This is a genomic window from Lachnospiraceae bacterium oral taxon 500 (assembly GCA_002999035.1).
In the GTDB taxonomy this organism is placed as follows: domain Bacteria; phylum Bacillota; class Clostridia; order Lachnospirales; family Vallitaleaceae; genus W11650.
Genome location: CP027241.1, coordinates 1227236 through 1245588 on the forward strand (window position 1 = coordinate 1227236; position 18353 = coordinate 1245588).

The 18353-nt window shown below is 48.2% G+C and carries 14 protein-coding genes; 12 read left to right on the top strand and 2 right to left on the bottom strand.

Translation table 11 applies throughout. The annotated features are described in order from the left end of the window. Positions 1 to 179 precede the first annotated feature (179 nt). Positions 180 to 5531 carry a hypothetical protein gene (locus tag C3V36_05700; protein ID AVM68771.1) on the top strand — a complete coding sequence of 1784 codons (5352 nt, stop codon included), beginning with the start codon at positions 180 to 182 and terminating at the stop codon, positions 5529 to 5531. A 148-nt stretch (positions 5532 to 5679) separates the two neighbouring features. Here the strand turns inward: C3V36_05700 and C3V36_05705 are convergent, their stop codons facing one another. Further along, positions 5680 to 6180 carry an adenylate cyclase gene (locus C3V36_05705; GenBank protein AVM68772.1) on the bottom strand — a complete coding sequence of 167 codons (501 nt, stop codon included), beginning with the start codon at positions 6178 to 6180 and terminating at the stop codon, positions 5680 to 5682. Between the two features lie 478 nt (positions 6181 to 6658). Between C3V36_05705 and C3V36_05710 the strand changes: the two genes are divergently transcribed. The 5 genes from C3V36_05710 to C3V36_05730 all read left to right on the top strand — a co-directional run bounded on the left by C3V36_05710 (position 6659) and on the right by C3V36_05730 (position 9320). Beyond that, positions 6659 to 7225, top strand: coding sequence for a DJ-1 family protein (locus C3V36_05710; GenBank protein ID AVM68773.1), 567 nt, complete (start codon positions 6659 to 6661; stop codon positions 7223 to 7225). Between the two features lie 70 nt (positions 7226 to 7295). Then, positions 7296 to 7484 (top strand): hypothetical protein, encoded by a 189-nt coding sequence (locus tag C3V36_05715; protein ID AVM68774.1) that lies wholly within the window; start codon positions 7296 to 7298, stop codon positions 7482 to 7484. Positions 7485 to 7615: 131 nt separating this feature from the next. Further along, positions 7616 to 8422 (top strand): hypothetical protein, encoded by an 807-nt coding sequence (locus tag C3V36_05720; GenBank protein ID AVM68775.1) that lies wholly within the window; start codon positions 7616 to 7618, stop codon positions 8420 to 8422. Between the two features lie 336 nt (positions 8423 to 8758). Then, complete coding sequence (locus tag C3V36_05725; protein AVM68776.1) at positions 8759 to 9019, top strand: type II toxin-antitoxin system Phd/YefM family antitoxin; 261 nt, start codon at positions 8759 to 8761, stop codon at positions 9017 to 9019. After that, entirely contained in the window at positions 9009 to 9320 is a 312-nt protein-coding gene (locus C3V36_05730; GenBank protein AVM68777.1) for a type II toxin-antitoxin system RelE/ParE family toxin, read from the top strand. The genes C3V36_05725 and C3V36_05730 overlap by 11 nt, the downstream gene beginning before the upstream one ends. Positions 9321 to 9323: 3 nt before the next feature. On the opposite strand, the gene C3V36_05735 is transcribed toward C3V36_05730, so the two are convergent. Then, positions 9324 to 9788 carry a hypothetical protein gene (locus tag C3V36_05735; protein ID AVM68778.1) on the bottom strand — a complete coding sequence of 155 codons (465 nt, stop codon included), beginning with the start codon at positions 9786 to 9788 and terminating at the stop codon, positions 9324 to 9326. Positions 9789 to 10618: 830 nt separating this feature from the next. Here C3V36_05735 and C3V36_05740 point away from each other — a divergent pair. The 6 genes from C3V36_05740 (at position 10619) to C3V36_05765 (ending at position 18192) form a co-directional block, all read left to right on the top strand. Then, positions 10619 to 12592, top strand: a complete 1974-nt coding sequence (locus tag C3V36_05740) for a peptide ABC transporter substrate-binding protein (GenBank protein ID AVM68779.1) — start codon at positions 10619 to 10621, stop codon at positions 12590 to 12592. 430 nt (positions 12593 to 13022) lie between these two features. Continuing rightward, positions 13023 to 13979: a peptide ABC transporter permease gene (locus C3V36_05745; GenBank protein ID AVM68780.1), complete on the top strand. Its 957-nt coding sequence runs from the start codon at positions 13023 to 13025 to the stop codon at positions 13977 to 13979. A 10-nt stretch (positions 13980 to 13989) separates the two neighbouring features. Continuing rightward, positions 13990 to 15429, top strand: coding sequence for an ABC transporter permease (locus C3V36_05750; protein ID AVM70454.1), 1440 nt, complete (start codon positions 13990 to 13992; stop codon positions 15427 to 15429). Positions 15430 to 15444: 15 nt separating this feature from the next. Continuing rightward, complete coding sequence (locus C3V36_05755; protein AVM68781.1) at positions 15445 to 16476, top strand: peptide ABC transporter ATP-binding protein; 1032 nt, start codon at positions 15445 to 15447, stop codon at positions 16474 to 16476. Further along, positions 16477 to 17448 (top strand): peptide ABC transporter ATP-binding protein, encoded by a 972-nt coding sequence (locus C3V36_05760; GenBank protein ID AVM68782.1) that lies wholly within the window; start codon positions 16477 to 16479, stop codon positions 17446 to 17448. A 204-nt stretch (positions 17449 to 17652) separates the two neighbouring features. Beyond that, positions 17653 to 18192 carry a hypothetical protein gene (locus C3V36_05765; protein AVM68783.1) on the top strand — a complete coding sequence of 180 codons (540 nt, stop codon included), beginning with the start codon at positions 17653 to 17655 and terminating at the stop codon, positions 18190 to 18192. Positions 18193 to 18353 lie beyond the last annotated feature (161 nt).

Here is an 18353-nt window from a genome sequence, read left to right on the forward strand (position 1 = left end):
GCTTAAAATATGACATCACGGTTCGGTCCATCGAACCAAAGAGGCGCTTCGCTTTCGGCGGCAGCGCTCTTTTGCGGTGTGGCGAAGCTGGTGCAGAACAGATGATTTTTACTCTGATTTGTTACTGATAGAATGGTCATTTTGACCGCCACAACATTATTTTCTATTAAGGAGGAAATATGAAAGCAACTATCCAAAAGGGCATAAGCCTGATTTTAAGCTTTGCCCTCTTATTCAGCACGTTTTCTTTCGCCGCCGAGGCGCCGAAGCATTGGGCGCAGGAGCAGGTGGAGAAGGCAAAGGAAAAAGGAATCATTGAAGGGGGCGCGGAAGATTTGCGCTTAGACCAAAGCGTCAGCCGGGCGGAAGCAGTGCAGATGATTAACCGCGTCTTTGGCTTTACTGAGAGAAAAGAAACCGGTTTTACCGATATTCAAAATCACCCGGCCAAAGAAGCGATTGAGATTGCTTTTACTGCCGGTTATATCAAAGGAACTTCGGCCACGACCTTTTCCCCGGAAATGGGTCTGACCAGAGAACAGGAAGCAGCCATGCTGTACCGGGCATTTGGCTTTGCGCCGGTGCAGCCGTCACAGCCGCCGTTTAAGGACTGGAATCAGATTGCCGATTGGGCGAAAGAAGCCATTGCAGCCTTGGCGGACAGGCAAATCCTGAAAGGCTATCCGGGCGGAGAGTTTAAGCCGCAGGCGGGTTTGACCAAAGCGCAGGCGATTAGCGCCGCAGTGGCAGCGGAGGAAACTTATCAGGTTATCAAAGCGGAGAGTGCCAAACCGGGGAATGTAGGATTGCCGGAAAATGCGAAGCCCAAGCCGGAAGAGAAAAGACCTGATTCCGGTACAAATGAGAGTCAGCCGCCGCTTTTGCCTTTGCCGGACGAAAGCCTGACCAACCCGATGAAGCTGCGGCAGGCAGCGGAGCAGCTGTTTGTTGTTTCGGTCAACGAGGGCGAAGATTTTGCTAAGATTCGGCAGGATATTTTGACCAATTACAGTCAAATCAAAGAGGAAAACCTGCATTTGGCCAAAATTTTTAAAGACAGCCGCAAGGTGCTGGCCTATATCGAACAGGCCGGGCTGCATTTTCCGGAACTGCCGGCGCCGGAGGAAACCGTCAGCGGTTTTTATGCCCTGACCGGCAAGGACTTTGCTTTGCTTGAGGACAGCGATGCCGCCGACCGTCAGGACTGCCTTTTGGTGGTCGGTCAGCCGGAGAGAAAGACCCCGATTGCTGTTGGCCGGAAGATTTTGGGCTATCCGCAAAACTCTTTAACGGTAGGCCTTGACTTAAACAAGGAAACCGTTTTAGTTCGGGGGCTGAACTTTAATCTGTCCAAAGCGCCGAAAGAAGCGCTGGTGATGCAGGCAGCCATTACCCAAAGCGGCCGAGTTACCGAAAATCCAAGCAATTTAACCATTGCTCAAAACCGGATTGATATGGGCGAGGACAGCGAAGCCGTCAAATACGGAATCCGGATTATGATTCCGGTTGAGGAGGGCGAGCTGCGGATTGAGCACAATATCATTACCGGCAGCGGTGATATCAAAAATAAATCCCGCAGCGCCGAAGCGATTTCTTTGGGCAATCGCGCCAAGGCCAATACCAAAGTGGTTGTCAAAGACAATCAGATCAAAGATTATAAGTTTCACGCGATTGGCATTACTGCCGGTAAGGATTCGGCGGTGGAAATCAGCGGCAATCATTTGGAAAACATCGGCCAAAACGGCATCGGCGTCTTTGTTTTTGATACGCTGAAGGACTTGACGATTAAGAATAACCGGATTGACAGCTACGGCACCAAAGAAATCAAATCCGGCGCATTCGGTACCGAGCCGAAGGTCAGTGCCGAGTCGGAAACCGGTATCAGTTTGGAATATATTGATATGGTTTACGGCGTTAAGGTCAATCAAAAATATTACAGTCAGGCGGCCTTGCTGGCGCAGGATTTGGCCGTGATGGATAATCAGGTGGCCGATAAAGCTAAAAATGACGCGCTGGACGGTGTTTTGGACTGTACGCCGGTTTACATCGGTCAAAGAGGCAAGTTCGGCGACCCGGTGCAGGCCTTAAACAGCCGCACTCGTTTGCATAAAAAAGATGTAATCGTCGTTAAAAGCGAGGACGATGAGATGACGCTGGGCGTCAACCCCTCTGATCCGGCGGCCGCCCGGCAGGTAAAAAGCCTGTATTTGACCGGCAATGGTTCAGGGCGAGTGGTTTTAAGTGAAAACCTGGAAATTTTGGAAGATTTAACCATTGATTTACCCAATGCGATGGTGCAGAACAAGGCAAAAGTCAAGGGCAACGTTCACATCTTGAACATGAGAGATAATGATGCTTCTGCTTTCCGGCTGATCGTGGCCAAAGATAAAATTTTTAAGCATAACAGTGAGGATATTGCACTTTTGCTGGAGGACATCAAAAACCAAAAGGGACAGGTGGTTGCCAAGGAGCAGTCCAATTTGGCGGCAGGCTTGCGCTTATTTGACGGCAAAAAGGAACTGGCCAAGGAGAGCTATGAGATACTGGATGCCGAAGATAAAATTATTCTGAAAAAGGAACTTTTAAATACCTTAAAAGAAAGCACCGACTTTGCAGTAGAGTACAGCGACCCGCAAAATCAGGTGCAGCGGGTGCAAAAGAGCTTTACCATTGCGGTGGAGGACTATTCCGCCGGTAAGCTTGCCTTTACGGATACGTCGGCGAAAAAGATTATTTGCGCGTTTGCGCCGGCCGAAGGAATTCAGATTCAGGTGAGCGACCTGAAAAATATTATGGGCGAAGCGGTTTCCGCCGGCGAAAGCCATCTGACCGGCAATCTGGAAGTGGCGGTCAGTTATCTGAAAGCAGCGGCGGAAGATTTTGAAGTTGATGAAGAGAGGGATATCATTACCCTGAAAAAAGCTCTGCTGGATAAGGTACCGACTCCGGCGTGGGGCAGCACTCAGCCGATTAAGCTGACGGTTAAAGATGCCGGCAATAAGATTGATGAAATTAGGCTGACTTTGGAATTGGGCGTGATCAACCATTCGATTGATCAAGGCACCGTTACCGGCAAAACGCCGCTGACCTTTACCGAGGGCAATGCTTTGCCGACCGGCCTGGTTTTTGAAATCAAGGGTCTGAAAAATGCCAAGGGTGATGTCCTGACGGCGGCGGAAACGGATTTGACCCACTATCTGGAAATCGAGCCATTCCCGGTGGACTGGCAGCTGGAAATGGAGGGCAGCGGCGAGAATATTCACTTTAACCCGGCGCATTATGAAATCGACGATGCCAACGACACGATTACTCTGAAAAAAGCGTATCTGGATTTGATTAAGGCCAATAAGCGCGACACCGAATACGGCGTAAAGCAGTATATTTTCAAATACCGTGATCCGCGTCTGGGGACGGAGTTCCGCAGCAAAAAAGTGCTGGTGCATATCAAAAAGCAGCTGATTCCGCTGAATACGCAGACGAAAATTACGTCTGATACTTTGCAGATTAGTGAAAGCGGCATTACTTCCGGCCAGACGACATTGACCGCCGATATGACGGTGCGGGAGTTTCTGGCGCAGATCAAGCGGGGCAATCCCAGACAGACACTGCGGCTGTATCGCCCGGCGGAACTGACGGACGGCAAGCTCCCGGAGCAAAATCTGTATCATTATAAGAATGAGTATGAAAACATTGAAAACGGTGATGTTTTGGTCGTAACTGCCGAGGATGGCAAGAGCAGAGCCTATTATCCGATTCACTTTGCGGCAGCGGTGGAAGAAGCAATGATTACCGGTGTTTTGGATGCCGATATTGTAGCGCAGCTGGGCGGCAATTTTATTCGGGTGAAGGGCGAGCAGACGGTGGGCGCACTGCTGGGCGCACTGAGTTACGCACCGGAAGTGGAGCACTCGGTGCTGAAAAACGACAATCCGGTCGCAGGCAGCGAAATGATTCAGGAAAATATGATCTTGCGTCTGAAAAAAGGCGAAAAGGTGCAAAACAGGGTAATTAAAGTAGTCAAAAACCCGGTTTACCGGGCGCTGATCGTTGCCAACTCGGATTACCCGGGCGAAAAAAGCGACTTGGTGGGACCGGTTGGTGATGCTAAGCTGATGAACCGGGTATTTGCCGCACAGAACTTTAGCGCCGGCAAAATGAAGTCAGTTACGGTTAAGGAAAACCTAAAAAAAGCCGAGTTTTTCGAAGCCATTCGGCAGGCTTATGCCGGAGCGAATGAAAATGACATTTCCTATTTTTATTATTCCGGCCACGGCTATAACAAAGACGGAATCAGCTATCTGTGCATGGTTGAAGCGCCGCTGGGCGGCAATGATCCGTTGGGGCTGTGGGTTTCGGTTAATGAGCTGCGGGCAGCGCTGGATCAGGTGCCGGGCACGAAAGTCTTGATTTTAGACAGCTGCAACTCCGGCGGCTTTATCGGCAAAAGCGCACTTGACGGCAGCAGCAGTGCAACGCCGACGACAACCGGCGCTTATAGCCGGGATTTTGTGGAAACAGTGATGCGGGAGTTTAAAACCGAAGCGGCCAGCCCGAACTATCTGATTGGCAATGAGTATAAGGTTTTGGCAGCCAGTTCGGAAAATGAGTTTTCCTATGAGGATAAACTGGAAAAGCTGGGTAAGTTCACCAAAATATTAGCCGAAGCCGCCGGCAAAGACGGCGACTTAAAGGCTGATGCCAACGGCGATAACAAGGCCAGTCTGGAGGAGTTGTATGACTATCTGGATAAAAATGTGATTTATACCTCGCATATTCAGGCCTATCCGCGGCAGGACAGCTTTGTGATTTTTGAAGCGCCGGAGGCAGCCGCACCGGAAAGCGATAATGTCGATGTCAGCGCCAAGGAGAATGCTTATAAGGTTATCATCAGAGGAAAAGCGCGTATGATCAGCAAAGGTAACATTGCGATTGATACCAATATGACAGTGGAGGAGTTTTTAAGCCATATTCAAAAGGGCGAGGAACATCAGCAGCTGGCAGTCGTCCCCAAGCATCAGCAAGGAGTGGCGGAAAGAGAAAAAGACTTAACGGAAAAAATGGAAAGTCTTGACCGTTTAAAGGTTACTGCCCAAAACGGAAAGACGGCTTATTATATGATTACGGTGAAACAGCCGACTATACCCACCCCGCCGAAACCGGCCAGTCCGGCAGCAATTGAACTGCCGGACTTTGGCGGCAAGTATAAGCTGTCGTATAATAAGAAAAATATCCTAAGCGGTGACGAGAATCTAACGGAAAATACCGAAGTCGGTGCTTTTTTGGCGGCGCTGACTAATCGGGCCGCATATGACGAGGTTAAGGTGTTAAAGGCCTATACCACGGACGAATTCAAACAGGACAGTAATACTCTCGAAAATGACGATAAGCTGTTCCTGAAAAAAGGCGATGAAAAAGCGACCTATATGCTGCAAGTGGAAAGCGGCGGTTTGGTTGTACCGGGAGGATTAAGCGGTCAAACGGTCTTAAACAGCCGGATTTTACGGCAGGAACTTTTGCCGATCCGCAGGTAGGCGCAGCCTAAAAAATCCCCTTGCCGTCCGGGATGTTGGACAGTAAGGGGATTTTTTGAGTTTAAAAACTTATCAGCACAAAAAGCTGGCAGGAGAAGCAGCGATGTTTTGCCCCCAAAAGCGGAGCAAGCAGTTTATTTCCAATGGGTTAAAGCTGCTTTGGGCCGTGTTTGGCTAAAAAGCTGTTGTGATAGCGGGGGTCGTGGCTGACATTTTCCCGAAACCAAGCCGGTGGCTGAAAAGCCCCGGCTTCTTTTTCGGAGGCAAACTCAACCTCGGCTAAGACGAAACCGGTGAAAGCTCCTTTAAAGATATCCAATTCAATCGTATATTCTTTGCCACCGAAAAAGTAAGGAATCCGGTAGCGCCGCTTTTGAATCAAATAACCCTCCGCTTTGGGAAGCAGTCCGGCGTATTCTTCGGCGGTCAGCGGCAGTTCATATTCGAGGTGTTTAACCTGCCCGCTGCCTTTAACGGTTAGAATATAGTCACTGTCCATCCGCCGAATCCGGATTACCGGCGCGGCGCTGATATAGGCCTGCTCGATTTCGGCGAAAGGGAACTTTTCATAGTCTATTTGCGATAAGTCAACCAGATATTTATATTCGATTTCGTAATTGGTATGGTTAGCGGGATTGGAAGATTTCATCATGTGCTCCTTGCGCTTGCATTTTGGCGGTAAAATGTGTAAAATAAAAAAGGGTTCCTATTCCTGCAAAACGATCCGCTTTTTACCCGGCGGGCTTCTTCTTTGATGAAAGCGCTATGTGCGTCTGCTCGGACGGATAGCCCTGATGGAAACATGGTGCGTTTCTACAGGCGGGAAATCAGTTGTGATTGAAGCATTGCGGCCTTCTGTTCAGCGGCGTTGTTTAAAAAGGCTGTTCTGCCGAACATGGAAAAGTTGATTTCCTAACTTAAACTTTATCATATTTTCAGTCAAAAGGCAAGGCGAGAGTAGTGCTGTGAATGTTGTGGCAGGCAGAAAACAAAGCGGAGTAAGAAAGCCGCCCGGGCAGAAACGCACAGCTTTCGACTAGGGTAAGAAAGCCCGGTACTTTGCACGGGGAAAGTTAAGTAAAAAATGAAAAAATTGAAATTTTATATAAGAGAAAGGAGCTGGCAAAATGGAAGTAAAGAAAAAAGCATTGGTATTTTTAGCGGATGGCTTTGAGGAAGTGGAAGCGCTGACACCGGTTGATATCCTGCGCCGGGGCGGGGTTGAGGTGTTGCTGATTTCGGTCAGCGGCCGAAAAATGGTAGAAAGCGCGCACGGAATTCGGCTGGAAGCCGACTGTCTGCTGGAGGAGCTGACAGATACGCAGAAAGAGGCAGATGCGTATATCCTGCCGGGCGGTATGCCGGGGTCAACGACGCTGGCCGAACACAAAGGAGTGCAGGCGCTGCTGCTGGCGGCAAACGAGGACGGCAAACTTTTGGCAGCCATTTGCGCTGCGCCGATGGCGCTGGGCGGTTGGGGACTTTTGCAGGGGAAGGAAGCGATTTGCTACCCCGGATTTGAGAAGTTTTTAACAGGTGCAAAAGTTTCCTCAAACCGAGTGGCGAAAGACGGCAATATCATCACCGCCAAGGGCGTCGGTGCCGGATTTTCCTTTGGCTATGCCATCTTAGGCGAGCTTGTGGGCGAAGAGGCGGTCAGCCGGCTCAAAGAGCAGATGATTTGGCAGGATTAGCCGATTAGTCAGCGCCAGGCCAAAGAGATTTTGTATATTTTTATGAGCTGTCAATAGGGAAAGCCAATTTATGCTGGCTTCCCTATTTTTTGCTGCCGAGTCTTGTCTGAGCGGTAACTTTTTTGGATGCTTGGCCGCCACAGGGGAGAATTTTTGGCATATTTTATGCCTGAAATTTGGCAAGGTCATTTTAACATTACCTATTGAAATGAACGTGACTTGCGGTAAAATGATAGTGATGACGATGTCAAAATTGTGAAAGCCCGATATGGGGCTTAAACGGAAAGGATTTCTCATGCTGTGGCGATACTGCTTTTCGGGCTGCAGAGTTCGGCTTGGAAACACGCCGCGCGGTAATATAGTGACAGGTAGAGATTAAGGAGGTTTATCATGGCAAGATTTTGTACAAAGTGTGGAACGCAGATGGATGATCAGGCCAGGTTTTGTCCTAATTGCGGAGTGCCGATCGCGCCCGGGTCAGCGGCTCCTTCCGGTTGGGTGCAGCCATCGGCTGCGCCGTTTAGTCAGACACCGGTTGCGCCCGGGCCGGCGGCTCCTTCCGGCTGGGTGCAGCCATCTGCCGCACCGTTTAGTCAAGCACCGCTCTATGCCGCTGGTGCTGAGCGGCGAGGTATCCCTTTCCCCGGGTTTTCTGACCGGGTCAACCATCCCGAAATTCTGGCCGCTTTCAGGAAAAGTCGAAAGGCGTCAAAGGGCTTTGCCTTTATTTTAGCAGTCATTCCCTTGATCGGATTTCCGATTTACAGCCTGAGCGATGATAAAATGGAGCTGTCGCAGGCTATTATGTACGGCGGAATTCTGTCGGCGATATTTCTTGGTTTTGCCGTGTTTGGTTTTATTCGGGCGAATGCTAAAAACAGTTATGAGGCAACGGTCATTGACAAAAAAACGCGTGCAATCTACAGCCGGGACAGTGCCGACAGTACGCGGTATATTACTGTGGTGCGGACGACGACTGGCAAGCAAAAGAAGATTGTGGAGCATGACAGCTCACAGCTTTGGGCATGGGATTATCTGCAGGTGGGTGCTCGCTTTCGGTGCCATCCCCAGTTTAATTTCCCTTATGAGCTGTACGATAAATCCAGAGCGCCTTACCTTGCCTGTGTCAGCTGTGCCACCCAAAATTCTATCGAATCCGATCGCTGCCGCAGGTGCAATCTGCCGCTGTTGAAATGATGAGGCAAAGCGGAAGCCTGATCAAATGAGAGCGATAGTGGTAACGAATTTTAAGCTCGCTTTCATGCCAAATTTATGGTATAATACTGCGTACTAAAAGCGTGAGTGCAAGCTGGAGGAAAAATGCGGAGCACGCTGGCGTGCGTAAGCGTTTTTTCCGGACAGGCTATATGAGCGCTGATGCGGAGAGAAAATCCTATGGATTTTCTCGCACACACGCTGAGTTTATGGTATAATCATGCCCTCAAAGAATCTGGCAATTTCAACTTTCTCTTATTAGGGTATTTTGAACTATGCGAAAGTTGAGTGATGATTTCGCTTAATAAGGAGGAAACTATGCCGCAAATTATTCCGATAAAAGAATTAAAGAATACATCCGAGATTTCAGATATGTGCCACCGGGCAGATAGCCCGATATACATTACGAAAAACGGCTATGGTGATATGGTGATTATGAGCATGGAGCTGTATGAAGGCATAATGGACAAAATGGCCATGTACCATGATATTGAAATATCAGCCAGGCAAATTAAGGCGGGGCAGGTCAAAGACGCTAAAGCTGCATTGAAAGAGACAAGGGCGAAGTATGATTTATAAACTCCTTATCACTGAACATGCCGATGAACAGTTGGATAAATTAGTCTATCATTTGATTTACCGACTTAAAAATAAAGAAGCCGCCAAACGTTTGCTGGATGCCATAGATGATATCTATGACCGGCTTATCTCCAACCCGCAGCAGTTTCCGCTTAGCGGTGATGCCTATTTAGCTGCCCAAAATTATCACGAAGCAATCACAGTGCCTATGAATTATAAAGTGATATTTGAGATTGAGTCTGATGCAGTCAACGTGCTTGGTATATTCCATCAACTGGAAAATTATGTGCAAAAATTATAGGGATTAAATCATCGCAAACCCCACCATCAGCAGGAAAGTAACGCCGCTGGCTAAGAGCAGGGGCAGCGTCATGGTCGAAGAAGGCGAAGTGTAGAGATATTTTTCCTTCAAGATCGTCTTCAGCTCTTCTTCACTGGCGGCGGAATATTCCTCCATCAGCTGGCTGCGGTGGTGTTTGAAGAAAAAAGTGCGCACCTGCTTGACCGAATAGCGCAGGCCGTTAAATAAGCCGCGTTCCGCCACCAGGCTCAGCAGGGCATAGCAAAACACAGGGATATTGATAAAAAACAGGCTGCTGTTCAGGACATGCCAATAAGAGTGTCCGGCGGCGTTGCCTAAGGTATAATATAATAAGGAAGAAACTAATACCAAAAGCCATAAAAGCCCGAAGCAAAGCAGGGCTTTTTTTGTGGAAAACTTTTGATGAAAGCCGTTATCTGTATTTGATTGTTTGGATGAAAGAGACATACAAACTCCTTTCCATGTATTTTGCCAAAAATTGTGTTTGTCTGCTTTATCATACCCGATTCAGCCGGATTTGAAAAGGGGAAAAGAAAAAAAGTTACCGTTCAGGCAAGCCGCTGATAATTCGCAGTAAGTGAATTATCAGCATGTTCCGCAAATGGAAAGTTACGCTTGATATGCCTTTGGTGAGCAAGCTCCTCCCGGTGTATCAAGTGTAACTTTCCGCTATAAATAAAGTGTGTTCAGGCAAGGCACCCAGAATTCGCTGGCGCGAATTATGGGTGTGTGCGTTCCGCAAATGGATAATTACATAGGATACTGCCTGTGAAAGCAGGCTTTCCCGAGCAGTATCCTATATAATTATCCGCTTGCCTGAACTGTAAGCAAAATGAATGTTTTTTTGATGGAACTTGCATTTTCTGCTTCAAAAGAAGAAGTGCTAAAAATGAGAAAATGAAAGAAACGGCATTTTTTCGGGGGTGAAAGATTTAAAATTAAAAATGGCTTGCAAGTTTTCCTTTACAAAAATTAAAAACTATATTATAATAGGCATATTACAACTCAATATTCTCATATTTTAAAGTTGACTGTCCGCAGGGCGGTGACGCTGAGGAACTTGGTATATAGAAAGATAAGAGATTTCAGCGGTTTGCTCCCGCAAAGCTTTGGCCGAAGCGGGCCCGGTTTAGGCGAATAGGCGGCTTTTGACCGAGAAAATGAGGAAAGTAAGGCAAATATTTGATTTTACGCGGTCGATTGATTTTAAACCGGCAGCGGCAAGGTCAAGCTAATGGTTATTATACCGGCAAAAAGAAAAAGGAGGATAATGAAGTATGAAGAAAGTTTTATCATTGCTGATGGCGCTGGCGCTGGTCGTATCGCTGGCAGCCTGCGGCGGTCAAACTAAGACTGATCAAGGCAAGACCGACACGAACAACACCCAGCAGACCGATACCAAAGACAATAAGGACACACAGACCCCGGCTGACCAATCGGCGCCGAAAAAGGTAATCAGTCTGATTGAGACTTCCAATATCCCGACCATGGTTTCGTGGTTGGCGACCGACAGCGTTTCGTTTGGAATTATGGGTAATATCACATCCGGTTTGTTTATCATGAATGATGAAGGTGCAGTGACCCCGGAATTGGCTAAGGATTTTGAAGTGTCCGAAGACGGTTTGACTTATACCTTCCATTTAAGAGATGCTGACTGGGTAACGGTTGATGGCGAGGTTTACGGTCCGGTTACGGCTCAGGATTTTGTGTATCCGATTAAGAAGATTTTGGATCCGAAGGAAGCTTCGCAGTATGCTTTCATGATTCAAACCGCCGGCATTAAAAACGGTGCGGCAGCGGTTGCTTTATCGGAGGGCTTGGTTGCTTATGAAGGTAACCTTTCCAAGCTTGAAAACATGAAAGTTACCGATTTTAAGGATACGGATACTCAGACCGCTCAACAGCAGTTTGATGCAGCAAAAGCATCCTTAGAAGAAAAAATCAAAGCGGAAGAGGCTGAATTTGTTGGTCAGTACGGTTCTATTGAAAAGGCCAATGAGGCAATATATGACCTGATTGAGAACATCGGCGTGACCGCAGTTGATGAAAAGACGCTTAAGTTCGAACTGGAAAACCCGGTTCCGTACTTCCAGTCCGTTTTGACTTTCCCGTCTTTCGGGCCGGTTAACCAAAAGTTTGTGGAAGAAAAAGGTGAAAAATACGGCAGCAGTGTAGACAATCTGCTCTACAACGGACCGTTTATTTTCAAAGAATGGAAAGTATCACAAAGACATTACCTGGAAAAGAACCCGAAATACTGGGATGCTGAAAACGTTAAGCTGGACGGCATTGATTACCGTGTCATCGAAGGCGTTGACAACGATACCGTAGTTAATATGTATTTGGACGGACAGCTTCATACTGCTGGCCTTGCCGGTGAAAATGTAGAAAAGTACGGCAATCGTCCGGACGTTGTTACCTATGAAGAAGGTGCGATGTTCTACATTCAGATGAATCAGGGTCAGGGCGAGCCGACCGCAAATAAGAAAGCTTTGGCTAACCCGAAGGTTAGAAAGGCCTTGAACATGGCAGCGGATAAGGAATATATCAGCAAGACTGTACTGGCTAACGGTTCGTTGAATGCTGATTATCTGGTGCCGGTTGGACTGCAGGTCAGTGAAAAGCATGACAACAAGGACTTCCGGAAGGTAGCTGCCGACTTGTATAATGGCGAGCAGGGCTATAACAGCTATAATGTCGAAGAAGCCAAAAAGTTGTGGGCGGAAGCCAAGCAAGAATTAGGCATTGATAAGCTGGAACTGGAATTATTGCTGTTCCAGGCGGAAACTTCCAACAGCATCGGTACGCATTTGAAAAATGAATGGGAAAAGAACTTAGAGGGCTTTAGCCTGGTTTTGAAACCGTTGCCGTTCTCCGAGAAAATCGGACGGGCAAACCGCGGCGACTACGAGCTGGACTTTTCCGGCTGGGGTCCGGACTTCCCGGATGCGGTTACTTTCTTGGATATGTGGATCACCAACGGCGGCCACAACAACACCGGTTATTCCAATCCGGAATATGATGCGATTATCACTTCGGTGAAATCCGGTGAATTGACTGCTATTGATAAGGTGAAGGAAAGATTTGAAGCTATGGTCAAAGCAGAAAAGATCCTGCTGGAAGATGATCAGGTTATTATGCCGATCTTCCAGAGAGGGCGGACGGGTCTGCGTGATCCGAAGATCACAGGCTGGAGATTGCAGCTGTTTGGACCGGACTTTATCTTTAAGTATGTTGATTTGACAGAATAAAGTTCTTGCCGTCATATGCTAAAAATCTGATGATGTCAGCTAATTTAGGCAGAGCCTTGCTCTGCCTAAATTGTGTTTTTTGACTACAGTTCAGGCAAACGGAAAGGCAACAGGAGTAATTCGGCGAAATCATTTTTATAAAGCGTGTTTTTATTTCGAAGAATTACGAATGGCAAGCGGAAACGGTAGTGCTTCTTGTGTCTTTTTTGGTATGGCACAAGGGTATTGTACCATACCAAAAAGACGCAATAAGGTTTTGATTGCAGTGATTTTAGCAAATGCTTTTCTCTTTACGGTATCGGCCTGAAAAGAAAAGCTTTTGACCGGGAATGGGGCTAAAACGGGAGATAAGGTATTGTCCTAAGGAAGAGAAAACAGTTCCGGCGGATGGGAAAACCTATAACATAAGAATGGAGGTTTGGAAAAAAACATGTTACGCTATATCATTGAAAGGATTGTGCTGATCTTTGTAACGATGTTCGTGGTCATTACCCTGAACTTTTTCTTGTTGCAGCTGATCGACGGCAGTCCTTTTGATAACGGCAAGATTACGCCGGTTCAAATTGAAATGATGAAGAAAAAGTTCGGCCTGAATGAACCGCCGATGAAGCAGTATTTAAAATATTTGCAGGGTCTGGCCAAGGGAGATTTGGGTGTTTCCTTTAAGCTGCAAAACAAGGAAGTGTCCGGCCTGATTGCCGATAAACTGCCGAATACTATTAAGATCGGCCTGTTGGCTTTGGTTTTCGGGATTGTGGTCGGAATCTTGCTGGGGGCGCTGGCGGCGATTTACCGGAATTCGTTTTGGGATCATGTGGTTACGATTTTGGCGGTCATCGGGGTGTCTATCCCGTCCTTTGTACTGGCGGCTTTTTTACAGTATTATTTTGTGTTTAAGCTCGCCTGGTTTCCGTTTCTCTTTCAGGAGCCGGATCCGATCAAGGGGATCACGGCTTGGGATACTTTCCGCTCCATGATTCTGCCGGCTTTTTCGCTGTCGCTGTATGTCATTTCGGCGACCATGCGCTATATGCGGGCGGAGTTGGTGGAAGTGTTAAACAGTGATTATATTTTGCTGGCTCGGGCTAAGGGTCTGAATAAATCGCAGGTTATCATGCGCCATGCCCTGCGCAATGCCTTGATTCCGGTGGTTACCATTGTCGGGCCGATGGCGATTGGTCTGTTGACCGGTTCCTTAGTAATTGAAATGTTTTTCGGCGTACCGGGGCTGTCCCGGCTGCTGCTCAACGCTGTTTATCAGAACGATTATTTCCTGATTTTAGGCGTAAACTCTTTTTACAGCCTGATGTATGTTGTTGTTATTTTGGCGGTTGATTTGCTCTATGGCGTAATCGACCCGCGGATTCGGCTGAAAGGAGAGAATTAAAATGGAAAATATGGAAAAAAAGACATCGCAGCCGAACCAAGCAGATTTATTTGTTCTGACGCAGGGGCATAGCGAGGAAAGAGAAAAGTTAGTGACCAAAAGCATGACCTTCTGGCAGGATGCTTGGCGGCGGCTCCGGGAAAATAAGATGGCGATGGCGGGGCTGTGGGTTATTGTTATTTTGGCGGTATTTGCCACGTTGGCACCGTCGGTTTTTGCCTTCCGCAATGCAGACGGCAGCCGTTATACCTATCACTCTGCGCCGATTCTTCTAGATGAGGACGGCAAGGAAATCAGCAAGGTGGATATTGCCTTTCTGCCGCCGCGCATTCCCTATCTGGAAAAGCTGGGCATTTTTAACGGTGTGATTAAATTAGAGCGCAGTTCATGGGATATTTTTGTTGGCGAGCTGCCGGCGACCGATGAATTTAAAGAACTGAAAAAGCCGCAGAACCGGAAAAAATTGATCAAAGAGCTGGGCATTGCCTATCATCCCTATGAAGTCAATATTAAAAGCATGCAGGTTAAGGACGGGGAGAAGTATGTGACCTTGCTGGATCTAGGCACCAAAAAAGAGGTGGAGATTCCGCTGGTTGATATGATTAGCCCGTACAGCCGTTTCAAGCCCGATACCTTTGAATTCGTATCGGCTTCGGTGGACGACAAGGGTGTGGAAATGGTCACCATCCTTTCGGATGAGTATGCGATTAAAAATGTGAAGAACCTTTATTTTTGGTTTGGTACCGACCGGCTGGCTTTGGACATTTGGACGCGGCTGTGGATTGGCGTTCGGATTTCGCTGATTATCGCCTTGATTTCAATGGTCATCGACTTTGTGCTGGGCATTATTTACGGAACAATTGCCGGCTTTTACGGCGGCACGGCGGTTGATACTGTGATGATGCGCTTTGCCGAAATCTGGGGCAGTATTCCGGCGCTGGTATTGATGATTATTATGATCAGTATTGAAAAAAAGATTTCCCTGTTCTTAAATACCGTTACTGGCGGACTAAGTTACGAGGTGATTCGTTTTATTATTTTGGTCTTTGCCATGAGCTTATCCGGCTGGATTGGGGTAGCCAGAGTGGTGCGCGCGCAAATTTTAAAGCTGCGTGATCAGGAGTTTATTTTGGCATCCAGAACCCTGGGTGCGGGTAAGGCGCGACTGATGGCCAAGCATTTATTCCCGAATATTATCGGTCAGCTGACAGTTATGGCGACCTTTTCCATTCCGGGTGCGATTTTTTATGAAGCGTTTTTGACCTTTATCGGTCTGGGTTTACCGATTCCGATGTCGTCGCTGGGCGTCTTGGTCAACGAGGGCTATAAGGCGCTGCAGAGCCGGCCGAGCATGCTGCTGATTCCGGCTGTGATCATGTCGATTTTAATGCTGTCGATCAATCTTTTGGCCAATGGCCTGCGTGATGCGCTGGATCCGAGAATGCGATAGGAGGAGGGAAAGAAAATGCCAAATAAAATATTAGAAGTTAAAAATTTGGAAGTTAATTTCCGCAGCTTTTCCGGTGAAGTCAAGGCGGTACGCGATGTTTCCTTTGATTTGTATCAGGGTGAGACGCTGGCGATCGTGGGTGAGTCCGGCTCGGGCAAATCGGTAACGGTCAAGGCGATCATGGGGCTGCTTTCCGCCAATGGTTATTATAAAGGCGGGGAAATCCTCTTTGACGGCAAGAATATTGCCGCTATGGCTGAGAAAGACCTGCACAGTATTCGCGGCAACCGGATTGCCATGGTTTTTCAGGACCCGATGACTTCATTGGATCCGACAATGAAGATTGGTCAGCAGATTATGGAGGTTATCCGTCTGCATCAAAAAACATCCAAAGCGGAAGCTTATGAAAAGGCCATCAAATTGATTGAACTGGTCGGCATTAGCGACCCGAAGGAAAGAATGAATCAATACCCGCATCAATTTTCCGGCGGTATGCGTCAGCGGATTGTCATTGCGATTGCGCTGGCCTGTGAGCCGAAGATTTTGATTGCCGATGAGCCGACGACGGCGCTGGACGTGACGATTCAGGCACAGATTTTGGATTTAATGAAGGATTTACAGAAAAAGATCGGTGCATCCGTTATCTTTATTACCCATGACTTAGGTGTGGTCGCCAATGTGGCAGACCGGGTGGCGGTTATGTATGCCGGCCGGCTGGTTGAAATCGGAACGGCCGATGAGGTCTTTTATGACCCGCGTCACCCCTATACCTGGGGACTGATTGCGTCGATGCCGGATTTGGATACGCAGGGCAAGCTGTATGCGATTCCGGGGACACCCCCGAACCTGGTGCAGCCGCCGAAGGGCGATGCCTTTGCTTTGCGGAGTGAATATGCGATGGAGATTGATTTTGAGGAACAGCCCCCATTATTTAAAATCACCAATACGCACTATGCGGCGACCTGGCTTTTGGACGAAAGAGCGCCGCAGGTCGAGCCGCCGGAGATTATCGTGAGGCGGCGGGAAAGACTGAAGGAGGTGAGATAAATGGAAAATACGAAAAACACCCCAAATAAGCCGGCAGTTTCCGAAGAAGTGCTGGTCGAAGTCAAGAACCTGAAGCAGTATTTTAAAATGGGACAGGGCAAGATCGTCAAAGCAGTTGATGATGTCAGCTTTCATATCAATAAAGGTGAAACCTTCGGTTTAGTCGGCGAGTCCGGCTCCGGCAAATCTACGACCGGACGAACCATGATTCGGCTGTACCGCCCGACCGGCGGCGAGGTTTATATGAAAAACCGTTTGATCAGCGGCCGGATTTCCAAACAGGATATTGCCTATGTCAACCGGAATATGCAGATGATTTTCCAAGATCCGATGGCCTGCTTAAATCCGCGGATGAAGGTAATCGATATTGTTGCCGAGGGGCTGGATATTCATAAGCTGGCTAAGGACAAGAATGACCGGCGTGAGCAGGTGATTCGGATGATGAAGCTGGTGGGCTTGGATGAACAGCATATTGAGCGCTATCCGCATGAGTTTTCGGGCGGACAAAGACAGCGGATTGGAATTGCCCGGGCCATGGCGGTTGACCCGGAAATGATCATTGCCGATGAGCCGATTTCGGCGCTGGACGTGTCGATTCAGGCGCAGGTGGTCAATTTGATGAACGAGCTGAAGGAAGCGCACGGGCTGACGTATTTGTTCATTGCCCATGATCTGTCGATGGTTAAATACATCAGCAACCGGATTGGGGTTATGTATCGGGGTAAGATTGTCGAACTGGCTACCTCCGAGCAGCTCTTTAAGAAGCCGCTGCATCCCTATACCAGATCACTGTTATCGGCTATTCCGCTGCCGGATCCGATTAGCGAAAGAACGCGCCGGCGGACGGCTTATGTGCCGGAAAAGGAACATGATTATTCCAAGGAGCAGCCCACCTGGCGAGAACTGACACCGGGGCATTTCGTGTCGGCGACCGATGCCGAGGTCGAAAAGTGGGAAGCGCTTTATCGGTAGAAATCAAATGATGCCAGTGTTAAAAGTGTGAAAATCCGGGCGGAGCTTTCCGGCAAAAGAAGTTTCTTTTGACGCTGCATCAAGAGTAAGGATATTTTTGAACCAAATGCCGCGGGGACAGAGCGAATGAGCTTTGCGCCGCAGCGGCAGGGTTTGGAAATATCTTTTTTTATAAGCGGCTTGCCTTGAAAGGGACGGAAACAGATGAAAAAATGGTATTATCTTTTGGTTTTGCTGGCGGGCAGCGGGCTTTTGCTGCGGCAGTTCGCTGCCGGAGGGCTGGGCGGCAGCCGAATTGAGCTGCTGTATGGCTTTCTGCTGTTGCTGGGAGTGACAGTTATGGCCGGGATTGATCTGCAAAGATATGAGATTCCCGGTTCTGTGCAGCTGTATTTTTTGATTTTGGGCATTGTCCGGCTGCTGCTCAGCCGGCAAATTTTGAATCCGCTGCTGGCTTTTGTTCTGATGGGCGGTCTGCTCTTAGGGATTGCCATTTTAACCGGCGGCCAGCTGGGCGGCGGCGATATTAAGCTGATGGCGCTGGCCGGATTGAGCTTGGGGCTGCGCAATATTTTTTTGGCGCTGGCGATTGGGTCGATTCTGGGAACTGTCATTGGGCTGGCGCTCATGGCTGCCGGCCGAATTCGGCGTGATACGCCGCTGCCTTTTGGCGTATTTTTGGGTGCAGGTATTTTTTTGGCTTATCTTTACGGGGAAAGCCTGTGGCGGTGGTATGCGGGGTGAGGCCGACTAAAACACTGGCGCTTGGCGGCATACATAGTAATACTGCATAAAATATAAAACCTTATTTTGGGTATAACGTATATTGTAAAATACTTTTTTCTGTGTTATCTTATAAACATCTGGAAGACATGTCACTGGTAATGCAGGCAGGATCGACTTGA